The organism is Nocardioides sp. TRM66260-LWL, from assembly GCF_020075545.1.
Classification (GTDB): Bacteria; Actinomycetota; Actinomycetes; order Propionibacteriales; family Nocardioidaceae; genus Nocardioides.
The window spans coordinates 1,103,481-1,118,209 of the sequence record NZ_JAIQZK010000001.1 but is presented as its reverse complement, the minus strand read 5'-3'; the positions used below and the strand labels follow the sequence as shown (position 1 = coordinate 1,118,209).

The following is a 14,729-nucleotide window of genomic DNA, read 5'->3' as shown; positions in this document are numbered from 1 at the left end:
TGTGCTGTGGCGGGCCGTGCCGGACCCGGCCTCAGCCTCCGGCGATCTCGCGGAAGCGTCGGCCCTGGGCCTCGCGCTCGAGCCGCCGGTGCGTCTCGAGGTCGGTCTCGGCCGCTCCGAGCAGGAGGGCCTTGATCTCGCGCACCGCCCCCGGGAGCGGCGCGGTGAGGGCGCCGACGAGGTCGGAGACCGTCTGCTCCAGCCGCTCGGCCGGGACGACCGTGAGGGCCAGGCCGATGGCCTGCGCCTCGTCGGCCGCGACGGTGCGAGCGGTGACGCAGATCTCCAGCGCCCGGGAGTAGCCAACCGCCTCGACCAGCGGCTTTGTTCCCGTCAGGTCGGGGACGAGGCCGAGCGCGGCCTCCTTCATGCACAGCAGCGCGTCGTCGGCGAGCACGCGCAGGTCGCAGGAGAGGGCGAGCTGGAAGCCCGCGCCGACGGCGTGGCCCTGCACGGCGGCGATGGAGATGCGCCGCGGGTCGCGCAGCCAGGTGAAGCCCTGCTGGTAGGCGTCGATCGTGGCCGACATCTCCGCGTCGGTGAGCGTCAGCAGGTCGGTGACGGTCTCGACGCCGGTGGTCGTCGGGTCGAGCATGGCGCGGTCGAGACCCGCGGAGAAGGTGCCCCCGGCACCGCGCACCACGACCACCCGGACGTCGTCGGAGAGCCCGGCGCCGATCGCCGCCATGGTGCGCCACATCGTCGGCGTCTGCGCGTTGCGGACCTCGGGCCGGTGCAGCGTCAGGGTGGCGAGGGGGCCGGCGATCTCGAGCTCGAGACCGGCCGCGGCGAGCGCGTCGGCGGAGGGCAGCGTCATGGCCGGAGTCTAGGCGGCGCCGCCGACGCTCCCGCCGCTGCTGGCGGTCGGCGCCACCCGGCCGGCGTCAGGCGAGCGAGACGAGGTCGCCGTAGCTCTCGTTCCAGAGGTCCTCGACCCCGTCGGGGAGGATCAGCACGCGGTCGGGCTCGAGCGCGTGCACCGCGCCCTCGTCGTGGGTGACCAGCACGATCGCGCCCTCGTAGGAGCGGATCGCCTCGAGGACCTCCTCGCGCGAGGCGGGGTCGAGGTTGTTGGTGGGCTCGTCGAGCAGCAGCACGTTGGCGCTGGACACGACCAGGGACGCCAGGGCGAGCCGGGTCTTCTCCCCGCCCGACAGCACGCCGGCGGGCTTGTGGACGTCGTCGCCGGAGAACAGGAACGAGCCGAGCACGCTGCGGGCCTCGGTGTCGGTGAGCTGCGGCGCGGCGCTCTGCATGTTCTCCAGCACGCTGCGGGAGGTGTCGAGGGTCTCGTGCTCCTGGGCGTAGTAGCCGACCTTGAGCCCGTGCCCAGGAACGACCTCCCCGGTGTCGGGACGGTCGACCCCGGCCAGGATGCGCAGCATCGTCGTCTTGCCGGCGCCGTTGAGGCCCAGGATGACGACGCGGGTGCCGCGGTCGATGGCGAGGTCGACGCCGGTGAACACCTCCAGCGAGCCGTAGGCCTTGGAGAGGTCGTGGGCCGTGAGGGGGGTGCGACCGCAGGGCGCGGGGGCCGGGAAGGCGATGCGGGCGACCTTGTCGACGGCCCGCTCCCCCTCGATGCCGGCCATCATCTTCTCGGCCCGCTTCAGCATCGACTGCGCGGCCTGCGCCTTCGTGGCCTTGGCGCGCATCTTGTTGGCCTGGTCGGTGAGGGTCTTCGCCTTGTTCTCGGCGTTCATCCGCTCCCGGCGGCGACGCTTCTCGTCGGTCTCCCGCTGCGTCAGGTAGGCCTTCCAGCCCATGCTGTAGACGTCGATCACCGCGCGGTTGGCGTCGAGGTGCAGCACCTTGTTGACGGTGGCGTCGAGCAGGTCGGTGTCGTGGCTGATCACGATGAAGCCGCCGCTGTGCGAGCGCAGGAAGTCGCGCAGCCACACGATCGAGTCGGCGTCGAGGTGGTTGGTGGGCTCGTCGAGGATCATCACCTCGGCGCCCGAGAACAGGATCCGAGCCAGCTCGACGCGACGCCGCTGACCGCCCGACAGCGTCTTCAGCGGCTGCGCCAGGATGCGCTCGGGGATCGCGAGGCTCGCCGCGATCTGCGCGGCCTCCGACTCCGCGGCGTACCCGCCGCCGGCGTGCATCTCGTCGTCCGCACGCGAATAGCGCCGCATCGCGCGATCGCGCACCTGCGGGTCGTCGCTCGCCATCTCGATCTCGGCCTGCCGCAGCCGCCGGACGACGTCGTCGAGCCCACGGGCCGAGAGGATGCGGTCGCGCGCCAGGACCTCGGGGTCGCCCGTGCGCGGGTCCTGCGGCAGGTAGCCGACCTCGCCGCTGATCTGGACGCTGCCCGACGCCGGCAGCGACTCTCCCGACAGCACCCGGGTGAGCGTGGTCTTGCCGGCGCCGTTGCGGCCGACGAGGCCGACCTTGTCGCCCGGACCGACCCGGAACGAGACGTTCTCCATGAGGAGCCGCGCACCCGCGCGGACCTCCAGCTGATGCGCGGTGATCATGAGGACCCCGAGTCTAGGTGCGGGACGGCGCGCGGGTTGATTCGTCGCCGGGGGCGGGAGCGCAGGAATCCCCGGATATCCGGGGAAACCTGCGTTCCGTGACGCGCACGGCACCTCCTCGGCGCTCCTGGGGTGCCGGGCGCGTCAGGGAAGGTCCCGGGTCGGGTGGACGCCTGTCCGAGACGGGCCGGGCGCGTTCTGCTGGGTGCCGACGTGTCGGTTTCCCCGGTCGACCGGGGAAACCGTCGCTGCGAGACGCGTACGGCACCGCGCGAGGTCCGCCGAGGTGCCCAGCGCGTCACGGAAGCCTCACAGCGGGCGGATCACGGCCCGGAACCGGGGCACGAGCCGCTGCGCGCGCCGCCGAGCCGAGGCGAGCCGGCGCCCGAGGACGACCGGGTCGAGTCCGGCCCGACCCACCACGGAGACGACCTCGAGTCCGACGTCGAGCAGCGACTCCGAGCGCGCGACGTCGGACGCGTGGCGAGCCGCGCTGCGGTGGACGGAGCCGTCGTACTCGAGCGCGACGCCGTGATCGGGGTCGAGCAGGTCGACCTCCGCCACGAACCGGCCGGCCGGATCGAGGATCGTGGCGTTCTCGAGCAGCCGCTCGATCCCGAGGTCGAGCCGGCACACCAGGCGCAGCCGCGTCTCCTGCGGCGACCTCGACCGCGCCGACGACAGCGCGAGCACCGACCGCAGCCTCCCCTGCGCCGGCGACGCACGACGACCGACCGGATCGCGGGCGAGCTCGACGCGGGTCACCAGTCCCGCCCCGCGGGTCTGGTCGAGCAGGACGACGAGCTCCCGCGGGTCGTCGCACCACCGTGCCTGGTCCACCAACGCGCGCAGCGGCGCGGTGACCCGCAGACCGTCGACGACCGCGACGTCGTCGACTCCCAGCGCGGCCCGGGTCGCCATCGCGCCCGCGGGCGCGCGTCCCCGGCCGCGCCCGAGCGCGAGCGGCACCGGCAGGGGCGCCCGCCCGTCCGAGTCAAGGCCGTCGACGTAGGGCACTCCACACCAGCGGAGGGCGGCCCACCCGGTGACGGCGCCGTCGGCCGTCAGGCGCGCCGCAGCCTCGACGATCCGCTGGTCGACGTCCTCGTCCGTCGCCGCAGCCGGCACGTACATCCCGCGTCCGACCCGTCGCCACCTCGGTCCGCGGGCCTCACCGCGCGTCGGCCCGTGCGGCCCCCCGACTCGGACGGGACGGAGGACACCACGCTCGCCGGCGACGCCGGCGGGTCCGGAGGCCAGTTCCATGAGGCAGTCGTTCCCCGCCAGCGCTCGGTCGCCGAGCCGGCTCCCAGGATCTGTGGACCACGCCCGCTGCTGGGCTCCGTGACGCGTACGGCACCGTGAGGCGGACGTCGGGGTGCCGGACGCGTCACGGAGTGCAGGAATCCCCGGATATCCGGGGAAACCTGCACGCGCGGGCCCGACTCAGCCCCTCACCAGCCCCTCGATCAGCGCCGCCTGACGCTGCAGCGCCCGCAGGTAGGGCTCGACGGCGGGGTGGCGGAACTTGGCGGCCAGGGGGCCCTCGCCGTCGGCGACCCGCGCGAGGGCCCAGTCGGCTCGGGTCAGCGCCGTGAGGACGGCGGTCACCCGCGCCCCGTGCAGCGCCTCGTCGCGGTCGGCGAGCCCGTCGGGCAGGCCGAGGAGATAGGCGTCGAGCAGCGGGTCGAGCTCCTCGCGCGCCGAGAGCAGGAGGTAGCCGAGGTCGCCGCCCACCGGACCCGTGCCGAGGGTCGCCCAGTCGAGGGCGACGACGTCGTCGCCGCTGCGGCCCGGCAGGTTGCCGGGCGTCGGGTCACCGTGCTGGGCCACCTGCGGCAGGGCGTCGAGCTCGGCGAGCAGCCGCTGCCGGCGGCCCCACAGGTGGTCGGCGACGTCGGCCACGGTGGTGCGGGCGAGCGTCCGCCACCCGCCGCGGTGCTCGACCCGACGGAGCCGGGCCGCGAGCTGGCCGCGGGCCAGCCACGGCCGCCCGCCCAGGTCGACCCCCGCGAACCGGCCGAGGGCGTGGGCCCGGAAGAGGCCGTTGAGCGCGGCGTCCTCGACCCACGTCTGGAAGAGGGTGAGGCCCTCGTCGTCCTCCTCGACCCAGCAGCGCTCGGGTCCGCGCAGCCCTGGTGTGTCGCGCACCAGCCCGCTCTCCAGCGCGTCCGCGCCGCGACGCCACCAGGCGAAGTGGGACCGGTCGGAGAGCTCGGCCGGGTCGTCCTCGTGCGGCGCGGCGAAGCGCTTGACGACGATCGGCTGGCCCTCCAGCGCCGTGCGCCACACGCCGACGGTGGACGGACCGCTGCCGGCCGGCACGGGATGCCAGCCGGGCTCGGGCTGCCACATGGCCCGACGGTAGCCCGTCAGCCCAGGTCACGCCGGGAGAACCGCCGGACCGCGATCGCGGTCAGCACTGCGGCCAGCAACGCCATGACGCCCTGCGCCGCCGACCAGGCCGGCACGGAGGGCGCCGCCGGCACGTGGTCGAACGGCGAGAGCCCGACGATCCATCCCGGCAGCCGCAGCAGGGGTCCGAGCTCGCCCAGCACCACCGAGGCGGCGAGGGTCAGCCAGCCCACGACGGGTCCGCGCAGAGCGCCCCCGAGGACCGCCGGACGGACGGCCCACCCGCAGAGCGCCACGGCGACGACCAGCGCCGCCGCCGGCCAGGGGGCGAGCGCCGCGCCGAGGACCCGCGTGGGCGGGGCGGGTGCGCCGCCGAGGGTCAGCGCGACCAGGCAGCCGACGCCCACCAGCCCGAGCAGCCCCAGGGGTGGCGCCAGCGCCGTCAGCGCCACGGTCCGGGCGGTCCGCATCCGCGAGATCGGGGTCGCCGCGAGCAGCTCCAGACGCCCGCTCTGCTCGTCGTCGTCGGCGCGGGCGACCACGCCGATGCCCCAGGCGGCGACGGCGATGCCCGCCAGGGCGCACACGGCGCCGATCAGCGCGTCGCCGAGGGCACCGGCGCCGCCCAGGCGACGCAGCACGTCGCGCCCTCCGGCCGTGTCGAGCAGGTCGCCGACCCCGGGGGCGAGCGCGCCGGCGAGCAGCCCCGTGCCGAGCAGCGCCGCCGACCACCCGAGGAGCGCGCCGCGCTGCACCCGCAGCGCGAGGCCCAGCGGTGCGGTCAGGCGGCCGCGAGCCGGGCCCGGGCGATCCGCGACGATCCCCGACCCGAGATCGCGGCGATCGGCCAGCCGTCGGGCGAGGAGCGTGAGCGCGACGGCGAGCCCGGCCCACAGGCCCAGGAGCCACCACCGCGGCTCGCCCCAGGCGTGCAGGCGGGTGCCCCAGCCCAGCGGCGACGCCCAGCCGAGCGCGGTCGACCACGCCCCGGGCTCCGGGCGTCCGATCGCGGCGACGTCGGCGACCGCGCGCAGCGCGAACCAGAGGCCGAGCACGACCAGGACGAGCGCGGACGTGCCCCGCGCCGTCGTCGCGATCTGCGCCGCCACCGCCGTCAGGCCGACGCAGACCAGGCCGAGCCCGGCCCAGGAGGCGCCGAACGCCGCGCTGCCCGTGAGCGAGAGCCCGGAGGCGACGTCGACGCCCGCGGCCAGCGCTCCGACGCCCAGGGCGACGCCTGCGCCGAGGAGGACGGCGGCGTCGAGCTGGGCGGTGCGGCCCAGACGCGTCGAGGCGAGCAGCTCGGTGCGTCCGGCCTCCTCGTCGCCGCGGGTGTGCCGGCGCACCACGACGACGACCAGCGCCGCGAGCGCGAGCGCGTAGAGCACCGTGAGCTTCGCCATCGCCAGCTCCCCCGGGTTACGGGGGTCGAGGATCGGGCCGTAGAGCGCGACGAGCGCCGGACTGGCGTCGATGGCCTCGGCGGCTCGAACGCGCGACGCGGCATCCGGGTACAGCCCGGGCGTGGCGATGGCCGAGGCGGCGACCACGGCGAGCAGCACGAGGCTCCAGGCGCCGACGAGCGTCGCGTCCCGGCGCAGCGCCGCACGCAGCAGCAGGCGGCGGGGCGAGCCGGTCACCGCGTGGGGGGACGTCATGCGGGCGGCCGGTAGGCGTCGAGGAACAGCTCCTCGAGGCTCGGCGGGGCGGCCGTGAGCTCGGTGACGCCCGCCTCGGCCAGCGCCCCGAGCACCGCGGGCAGCGCCGCCGGCTCGACCGAGAGCCGGACGATCGCGCCGTCGCGGTCGAGCTCGACGCCGGCCGGCAGCCTCGGCTCCACGCCCTCCGGCAGCCGCGCCCGCACGCGGGTGCGGTGCAGGTGCCGCAGCTCGTCGAGCCGTCCGGTGGTGACCGTGCGACCGGCGCGGATGATCGTCACGCGCTCGGCCAGGTGGTCGACCTCCCCGAGCACGTGGCTCGACAGCAGCACGGCGGCGCCCGCGTCGACGTGCTCGCGCACGCAGGCGGCGAAGACCTCGGCGACGAGCGGGTCGAGACCCGAGGTCGGCTCGTCGAGCACGAGCAGCTCGACCGGCGCCGCGAAGGCCGCGACCAGCGCGACCTTCTGCCGGTTGCCCTTGGAGTAGGTGCGGCAGCGCTTCGACGGGTCGAGGCCGAAGCGCTCGACCAGGACGTCGCGGTCGGTGCGGGCGGGCTCGAGGCCACGGGCGCGGAGCAGCAGGTCGATCACCTCGCCGCCCGTCAGCCGGGGCCACAGCGCGACGTCGCCGGGGACGTAGGCCAGGCGCGCGTGCAGGGACGTCGCGTCGCGCCACGGGTCGCTGCCGAGCAGGCGCAGCGTGCCACGGTCGAGCCGCAGCATCCCGAGCAGCGCGCGGATGGTCGTCGACTTGCCGGCGCCGTTCGGACCGAGGAACCCGTGCACCTCGCCGGCCGCCACCGTGAGCTCGAGGCCGTCCAGGGCCCGCGTCGCGCCGAAGGCCTTCACCAGGCCGGACGCCTCGATCGCCGGTGTCGTCACGACGTCAGGATGCCACCGTCACCGGGTCGGGTCGTCGACGAGCGCCTCGACGGCGAGCGCGTCGACCACGGCCTGCTCGAGCACCGCCCGACGCGGGTCGGGCACGGGCAGCCAGCGGGCGTCCGGCCGTGGCCGGCGCAGTCGGGGATCGGCGAGCACCGCGTCGACCGCGGGACGGTCGCCGCCGCACACCAGCGGCCCGTCGAGGTCCTCCAGCAGCCGCACCGCGTGGTCGGCGGCCGCGTCGTAGGCCTGCCGCGCCTGGTTGTCGCGACGCCGCGCGAAGCGCTGCTGGCTCTGCCCGCCGGCCTTGGTACGCCCCTGGACGTGCCGCTGACCGACCTTGCTCGCCACGACTCGCCGACCGTGCAGCCGGGCCACCGCGAAGCCGCCCTTGCGCACCAGCAGGACGCCCCAGTCGTCCGGCGCCACCAGGGCGCCGACGAGCGCCTCGGGCGTGGGATCACCGTCGAACCGGACGCCGAAGGGCGGCGTCAGCGTGAAGGTGGTCCCGTCGTCGCATCGGCCGCACAGCGCACCGGCCTCGACCGCGAGGTCGAGGCCGGGGTGGCGGTCGGCGACGTTGGCGACCCAGCGGACGACCCGCTCCGCGGGGAGCAGCAGCCGCTGGGCCGACATCTGACGGATCAGACGTTGAAGCCGAGGGCGCGCAGCTGCTCGCGTCCGTCCTCGGTGATCTTGTCCGGACCCCACGGCGGCATCCAGACCCAGTTGATCGCGACGTCGTTGACCAGGCCCTCCAGGGCGGAGTCGGTCTGGTCCTGGATGACGTCGGTCAGCGGGCAGGCGGCCGAGGTGAGGGTCATGTCGATGACGGCGTTGGCGTGCTCGTCGAGGTGCACGCCGTAGACGAGGCCGAGGTCGACGACGTTGATGCCGAGCTCGGGGTCGACGACGTCCTTCATCGCCTCGGTGACGTCCTCGATCGTCACCGTGCCGGCGCCGCCGGCGGAGGCGGGGACGTCGGGCAGGTCGCCGTGGTCGACGGCGGGAGTGGTGTCGCTCATCGGGCTGAGGCCTCCAGGGATCGGGCCGTGGCGTCCTTCCAGGCCATCCACGACAGCAGCGCGCACTTCACGCGCGCGGGGAACTTGGCGACGCCGGCGAACGCGATGCCGTCCTCGAGGACGTCCTCGTCGGGCTCGACCGAGCCCTTGCCCTGCATCAGGGTGAGGAACTCCTCGTGGATCGAGAGCGCGTCGTCGACCGTGCGGCCGATCACGAGATCGGTCATCACCGACGCCGACGCCTGCGAGATCGAGCAGCCGAGCGCGTCGTAGGAGACGTCGTCGACGACGCCGTCGTTGACGTGCACGCGCAGCGTGATCTCGTCGCCGCAGGTGGGGTTGACGTGGTGCACCTCCGCCTCGAAGGGCTCGCGGAGCCCGGCGTGGTGGGGGTTCTTGTAGTGGTCCAGGATGATCTCCTGGTAGAGGGCGTCGAGCTCCTGGCTCATCAGGCCACCTTGAAGTACGAGCGGGTGTAGTGGAGCGCCTCGATGAAGGCGTCGATCTCCTCGGGCGTGGTGTAGAGGTACGACGACATGCGCGCCGAGCTCTGCACGCCGAAGCGGGCGTGGGCCGGCTTGGCGCAGTGGTGCCCGGCGCGCACGGCCACGCCGCGGACGTCGAGCACCTGGGCGATGTCGTGCGGGTGCACGCCGGCCAGCTCGAAGGAGATCGCTCCCCCGCGCTCGGCGGCGTCGAGCGGACCGAGGACCTTCGCCCCCGGCACCGTGGCGAGGCCCTCGAGCGCGTACGCCGTGATGGCCCGCTCGTGCTCGTGCACGGCGTCGAGCCCGACGCTGCGCAGGTAGTCGACCGCGGCGCCCAGTCCGACGGCCTCGACGATCGGCGGGGTGCCGGCCTCGAACTTGTGCGGGATCGCGGCGAAGGTGGAGCGCTCCATGGCCACGGTCTCGATCATGTCGCCGCCGCCGAGGAAGGGCGGCAGCTCCTCGAGCAGCGCCCGCGAGCCCCAGAGCACGCCGATGCCCGTGGGGCCGACGACCTTGTGGCCGGTGAAGACCAGGGCGTCGGGCCGCTCCTCGGGCGCCATGGCGGCGAGGTCGATCGGCAGCTGCGGCGCGGCCTGCGAGGCGTCGACGACGACGATCGCCCCCACCGCGTGCGCCCGCCGGGTCAGCTCGGCCACCGGGTTGACGGTGCCGAGCATGTTCGAGACCCAGGTAAAGGAGACGACCTTCGTGCGCTCGGTGATCAGCTCGTCGATCCGCGAGAGGTCGAGCCGGCCGTCGTCGGTGAGGCCGAACCAGCGCAGCGTCGCGCCGGAGCGCTGGGCGACCAGCTGCCACGGGACGATGTTGGAGTGGTGCTCCATCTCGGTGATCACGATCTCGTCGCCCTCGCGCAGCTGACGCGGGCCGGCCCACGCCAGGGTGTTGGCGACGAGGTTGAGCGCCTCGGAGGCGTTCTTGGTGAAGATCACCTCGTCGCGCTCCGGGGCGCCGAGGAAGGCCGCGACCTTGTCGCGGGCGGCCTCGAACGCCTCGGACGACTCCGCGCCGAGCTGGTGCATCGCCCGCGCGACGTTCGCGTTGTGCCGCTCGAGGTGGTCGACCATCGCGTCGATGACGACCTGGGGCTTCTGCGAGGTGTTCGCGCTGTCGAGGTAGACCAGCGGCTGCCCGCCCGCGAGCGTGCGCTCGAGGATCGGGAAGTCCTTGCGGATCACCTGGAGCTCAGGCAGCAGTCCGGGGATCATCCGGGGACTCCTTTCGGGACGGGCGGGCAGATCTCTGTGGTTCTCGGGACCGGCGACGCGAGAGGCGGTGCCGGGTCAGGCCAACGGGGCGTGGAGGAACCGGTCGTAGCCGTTGGCCTCCAGCTCGTCGGCGAGCTCGGGGCCGCCGGACTCGGCGACGCGGCCGTCGACGAACACGTGCACGACGTCGGGCTGCACGTAGCGCAGGATCCGGGTGTAGTGCGTGATGAGCAGCAGGCCCTTGCCGTCGCGGCCGGAGAAGGCGTTGATGCCGTCGGAGACGACCTTGAGGGCGTCGATGTCGAGACCGGAGTCGATCTCGTCGAGGATCGCGAACTTCGGGTCGAGCAGGTCGAGCTGGGCGATCTCGGCGCGCTTCTTCTCGCCGCCGGAGAAGCCCTCGTTGACGGAGCGGGCCGAGAAGGCGGTGTCGAGGCGCATCCGGTCGAGCGCGCCGTTGACGTCCTTGACCCAGGTGCGCAGCTTCGGGGCCTCGCCGTCGAGCGCGGTCTTCGCGGTGCGCAGGAAGTTGGCCATCGAGACGCCGGGCACCTCGACGGGGTACTGCATGGCGAGGAAGAGACCGGCGCGGGCGCGCTCGTCGACGCTCATCGACAGCACGTCCTCGCCGTCGAGGAGCACCTCGCCGCCGGTGACGGTGTACTTGGGGTGGCCGGCGATGGAGTAGGCGGTGGTCGACTTGCCGGAGCCGTTCGGGCCCATGATCGCGTGGGTCTGGCCCGACTCGATGGTCAGGGTGACGCCCTTGAGGATCTCCTTCGGGCCGTCCTCGGTGTCGACGGACACCTGGAGGTCGCGGATCTCGAGCTTGCTCATGCGGGGGTGACTCCGTTCAGGGTGGTGGTGACGTCGACGTACACGTCGACGTCACCGGTGTCGGTGGGTCGCAGCTCCACGGGGAAGGTGGCGACGGGCTCGGTGGCCGGGAGGCCGAGGGGCTTGCCGGTGCGCAGGTCGAAGCGGGAGCCGTGCAGCCAACACTCGATCTGGCAGTCGGCGACCTCGCCCTCGCTCAGCGAGACCGAGGCGTGGGAGCAGAGATCCTGCAGGGCGTAGACGTCCTCGCCGTCGCGGGCGATCGCGACGGTGTAGGGCCCGACCTGGACCGCGAGGCCCTCGTCGTCGGGCACGTCGGCGAGGGCGGCGACGCGCTGCAGGCTCACGCGGTCTCCCCAGCGCGGACCGTCCGGGCCAGCTCGCGCTCGACCGAGGCGGTCATCCGCTCCTCCAGGGCCGGCACGCCGACCTTGCGGATCAGGTCGGCGAAGAAGCCCTCGAGCACGAGGCGGCGGGCCTCGTCGTCGGCGATGCCGCGGCTGCGCAGGTAGAACAGCTGCTCGTCGTCGAAGCGCGCGGTGGCCGAGGCGTGGCCGGCGCCTTCGATCTCGCCGGTCTCGATCTCCAGGTTGGGCACCGAGTCGGCCTGGCAGCCGTCGGTGAGCACCAGGTTGCGGTTCTCCTCGTAGGTCTCGATGCCCTCCGCGACCTTGCGGATGAGCACGTTGCCGATCCACACCGTGTGCGCCCTCTCCCCCTGCAGCGCGCCCTTGTAGACGACGTTGCTGGAGGTGCGCGGCTGGTTGTGGTCGACGAACAGCCGGTGCTCGAGGTGCTGTCCGGCGTCGGCGAAGTAGAGGCCGAGGAGCTCGGCGGAGCCGCCGGGGCCGTCGTACTCGACGTTGGCGTTGAGGCGCACGAGGTCGCCGCCGAAGGTGACGGCGGCGTGCCGGACCGTGGCGTCACGGCCGACGCGGATGGCGTCGCGGCCCAGGTGCACCGCGTCGTCGTCCCAGTCCTGCAGGGTCAGGACGGTGACGTTGGCGCCGTCGCCGACGAGGTAGGAGGTCAGCGCCGAGTGCCGCGCCGAGCCGCTGTGCAGCAGGACGATCGTGGCCTGGGCGAAGCGTCCGATCCGCACGATCGTGCGGCTCAGGGAGACGTCCTCGGCGCTCGTGCCGCGCAGGTCGAGGACGATCGGCTCGTCGAGCTCGGCCTCGGCCGGCACGTCGAGCAGCCGCACCACGTCGGCGTGCTCGACGACCAGCGCGGAGGGCCGGTCGTTCGGCGGGACCTCGCCCAGCTCGCGGGCCTCGGCGTCGCTGACGGTCGTCAGCGTCACGCCGGCCGGCAGGGCGTCGCCCGCGGCCGCCCAGCCGAGGTCGACCGGCGCGGAGGCGGGCGCCTCGAGCAGCCCGCCGAGGCGCTTCAGCGGCGTGAACCGCCAGATCTCCTCGCGGCCCGTCGGGGCGGGGTGGTCGCCGAGGTCGTAGGACGGCGGCGGGTTGAGGTGCGACTCGATCTGCGCGCCCGGGGCGGCCTCGACCGCCCCGGCGACGGTCTCGGCCGGGGTCTGGGTGACCGTCATCAGCCGACGGCTCCTTCCATCTGCAGCTCGATGAGCCGGTTGAGCTCGAGGGCGTACTCCATCGGGAGCTCCTTGGCGATCGGCTCGACGAAGCCGCGGACGATCATCGCCATCGCCTCGTCCTCCTCCATGCCGCGCGACATGAGGTAGAAGAGCTGGTCGTCGGAGACCTTCGAGACGCTCGCCTCGTGGCCCATCGACACGTCGTCCTCGCGGATGTCGACGTAGGGGTAGGTGTCGGAGCGGCTGATCTGGTCGACCAGCAGCGCGTCGCACAGCACGTTGGACTTCGAGCCGTGGGCGCCCTCGTTGACCTGGATCAGGCCGCGGTACGACGTGCGGCCGCCGCCGCGCGCGACCGACTTGCTCAGGATCGAGGACGAGGTGTGCGGCGCGGCGTGCACCATCTTGGCGCCGGCGTCCTGGTGCTGGCCCTCGCCGGCGAACGCGATCGAGAGCGTCTCGCCCTTGGCGTGCTCGCCCATCAGGTAGACCGCCGGGTACTTCATCGTCACCTTGGAGCCGATGTTGCCGTCGACCCACTCCATCGTCGCGCCGGCCTCGCAGACCGCGCGCTTGGTGACGAGGTTGTAGACGTTGTTCGACCAGTTCTGGATCGTCGTGTAGCGACAGCGGCCGCCCTTCTTCACGATGATCTCCACGACCGCGGAGTGCAGCGAGTCCGAGGAGTAGATCGGCGCGGTGCAGCCCTCGACGTAGTGCACGTAGGCGTCCTCGTCGACGATGATCAGCGTCCGCTCGAACTGGCCCATGTTCTCGGTGTTGATGCGGAAGTAGGCCTGCAGCGGGATGTCGACGTGCACGCCCTTCGGCACGTAGATGAACGAGCCGCCCGACCACACCGAGGTGTTGAGCGCGGCGAACTTGTTGTCGCCCACCGGGATCACGGTGCCGAAGTACTCCTGGAACAGCTCGGGCTGCTCCTTCAGCGCGGTGTCGGTGTCGAGGAAGAGCACGCCCTGCGCCTCGAGGTCCTCGCGGATCGAGTGGTAGACGACCTCGGACTCGTACTGGGCGGCGACGCCGGCGACCAGGCGCTGCTTCTCCGCCTCCGGGATGCCGAGCTTGTCGTAGGTGTTCTTGATGTCCTCGGGCAGGTCCTCCCAGGAGCCGGCCTGCTTCTCCGAGGAGCGCACGAAGTACTTGATGTTGTCGAAGTCGATGCCCGAGAGGTCCGAGCCCCACGACGGCATCGGCTTGCGGTGGAAGAGCTTGAGGCCCTTGAGCCGCAGGTCGAGCATCCACTGCGGCTCGCCCTTCTTCGCCGAGATGTCGCGGACGACGTCCTCGTCGAGGCCGCGGCGCGCCGAGGCGCCGGCGACGTCGGGGTCGGCCCAGCCGAAGTCGTAGCGGCCGATCCCCTTCAACTCGGGGTTGAGCTCCTCGATGGAGGTCATGAGACGACCTTCTTCCTCTCGTCGTTGCTGGGCTTCAGGTGCTTCGTGGTGTCGGCGGGCTGGGCGGACGCGCGCGGCACCGGGATGCAGGTGGTGCACACGCCGTCGCCGTGGGCGATGGTGGCCAGGCGCTGGACGTGGCGGTCGAGCACGCGGCTGATCGCCGCGGTCTCGGCCTCGCAGAGCTGCGGGAACTCGTGGGCGACGTGGCTGACGGGGCAGTGCTGCTGGCACAGCTGCTCGCCCGCCACGGCGTCCGGGAGCGCCTTGACGCTCGCGACGTACCCCTCGTCGGTGAAGACCCGGGCGAGCACCTGCGCGGGGCTCAGGCTCGGGTCGGACTCCTGCACGAGGGGGAACCGCTCCTCGATGAACGCCACGCGCCGCTCGGCGAATTCCCGCAGCGAGCGCTCGCCGCCGGTCTCGGCCAGGAAGCGCAGCGCCTGCACCGCGAGGTCGTCGTACTGCTGGTCGAAGCCCTCGCGTCCGCGCTCGGTGAGCGCGAACTCCTTGGCGGGACGGCCCCGGCCGCGCTGGGCTCCGGCGCGCGAGCGCGGCTCCCGGGCGACGACGGCGCCGTCGTCGAGCAGCTGGTCGAGGTGACGACGGACGGCGGCGGGCGTCAGGTCGAGCCGCTCGGCGAGCGAGGCGGCGGTGGACGGACCGTCGACCAGGAGGCTGCGGGCGACGCGCTCGCGCGTCGTCAGATCGCTGGCCTCGAATTCCACAACGTCATTGTGTCGTTAATGCTGCGAGCCGTTCAAGGAAGGTCACCCTTACCCGTCGCCACCGGGTCGCCA

General features: G+C 73.4%; 15 protein-coding genes. All 15 read right to left on the bottom strand.

Annotated elements, in window-relative coordinates; translation table 11 throughout:
• Positions 1–31: 31 nt before the first annotated feature.
• Entirely contained in the window at positions 32–817 is a 786-nt protein-coding gene (locus K8Z61_RS05360; protein ID WP_224127206.1) for an enoyl-CoA hydratase/isomerase family protein, read from the bottom strand.
• A gap of 67 nt (positions 818–884) precedes the next feature.
• Complete coding sequence (locus tag K8Z61_RS05355) at positions 885–2,483, bottom strand: ABC-F family ATP-binding cassette domain-containing protein (protein ID WP_224127204.1); 1,599 nt, start codon at positions 2,481–2,483, stop codon at positions 885–887.
• Between the two features lie 309 nt (positions 2,484–2,792).
• Positions 2,793–3,617: a hypothetical protein gene (locus tag K8Z61_RS05350; protein ID WP_224127202.1), complete on the bottom strand. Its 825-nt coding sequence runs from the start codon at positions 3,615–3,617 to the stop codon at positions 2,793–2,795.
• 312 nt (positions 3,618–3,929) lie between these two features.
• Complete coding sequence (locus tag K8Z61_RS05345; protein ID WP_224127200.1) at positions 3,930–4,838, bottom strand: phosphotransferase; 909 nt, start codon at positions 4,836–4,838, stop codon at positions 3,930–3,932.
• A gap of 17 nt (positions 4,839–4,855) precedes the next feature.
• Positions 4,856–6,496, bottom strand: a complete 1,641-nt coding sequence (locus K8Z61_RS05340; RefSeq protein ID WP_224127199.1) for an ABC transporter permease — start codon at positions 6,494–6,496, stop codon at positions 4,856–4,858.
• Positions 6,493–7,380, bottom strand: coding sequence for an ABC transporter ATP-binding protein (locus tag K8Z61_RS05335; protein WP_224127198.1), 888 nt, complete (start codon positions 7,378–7,380; stop codon positions 6,493–6,495). Before K8Z61_RS05335 ends, K8Z61_RS05340 begins: the two co-directional genes overlap by 4 nt.
• Positions 7,381–7,398: 18 nt before the next feature.
• Positions 7,399–8,019 carry an acVLRF1 family peptidyl-tRNA hydrolase gene (locus K8Z61_RS05330; RefSeq protein WP_224127197.1) on the bottom strand — a complete coding sequence of 207 codons (621 nt, stop codon included), beginning with the start codon at positions 8,017–8,019 and terminating at the stop codon, positions 7,399–7,401.
• Between the two features lie 8 nt (positions 8,020–8,027).
• On the bottom strand, positions 8,028–8,408 hold the full coding sequence (locus K8Z61_RS05325; RefSeq protein ID WP_224127196.1) for a metal-sulfur cluster assembly factor: 381 nt from the start codon (positions 8,406–8,408) through the stop codon (positions 8,028–8,030).
• Entirely contained in the window at positions 8,405–8,857 is a 453-nt protein-coding gene (sufU, locus tag K8Z61_RS05320; RefSeq protein WP_224127194.1) for a Fe-S cluster assembly sulfur transfer protein SufU, read from the bottom strand. The genes K8Z61_RS05325 and sufU overlap by 4 nt, the downstream gene beginning before the upstream one ends.
• On the bottom strand, positions 8,857–10,125 hold the full coding sequence (locus K8Z61_RS05315) for a cysteine desulfurase (protein WP_224127192.1): 1,269 nt from the start codon (positions 10,123–10,125) through the stop codon (positions 8,857–8,859). The genes sufU and K8Z61_RS05315 overlap by 1 nt, the downstream gene beginning before the upstream one ends.
• Before the next feature lie 75 nt (positions 10,126–10,200).
• Complete coding sequence (gene sufC / locus K8Z61_RS05310) at positions 10,201–10,962, bottom strand: Fe-S cluster assembly ATPase SufC (RefSeq protein WP_224127190.1); 762 nt, start codon at positions 10,960–10,962, stop codon at positions 10,201–10,203.
• Positions 10,959–11,309 carry a non-heme iron oxygenase ferredoxin subunit gene (locus K8Z61_RS05305; protein ID WP_224127189.1) on the bottom strand — a complete coding sequence of 117 codons (351 nt, stop codon included), beginning with the start codon at positions 11,307–11,309 and terminating at the stop codon, positions 10,959–10,961. Before K8Z61_RS05305 ends, sufC begins: the two co-directional genes overlap by 4 nt.
• On the bottom strand, positions 11,306–12,511 hold the full coding sequence (gene sufD, locus K8Z61_RS05300; RefSeq protein ID WP_224127187.1) for a Fe-S cluster assembly protein SufD: 1,206 nt from the start codon (positions 12,509–12,511) through the stop codon (positions 11,306–11,308). Before sufD ends, K8Z61_RS05305 begins: the two co-directional genes overlap by 4 nt.
• The gene (gene sufB / locus K8Z61_RS05295) at positions 12,511–13,929 is read right to left on the bottom strand and encodes a Fe-S cluster assembly protein SufB (protein ID WP_224127185.1); all 1,419 of its coding nucleotides are present in this window, start codon (positions 13,927–13,929) and stop codon (positions 12,511–12,513) included. The genes sufD and sufB overlap by 1 nt, the downstream gene beginning before the upstream one ends.
• Positions 13,926–14,657, bottom strand: a complete 732-nt coding sequence (locus tag K8Z61_RS05290; RefSeq protein WP_224127183.1) for a metalloregulator ArsR/SmtB family transcription factor — start codon at positions 14,655–14,657, stop codon at positions 13,926–13,928. The genes sufB and K8Z61_RS05290 overlap by 4 nt, the downstream gene beginning before the upstream one ends.
• Between the last annotated feature and the right edge of the window lie 72 nt (positions 14,658–14,729).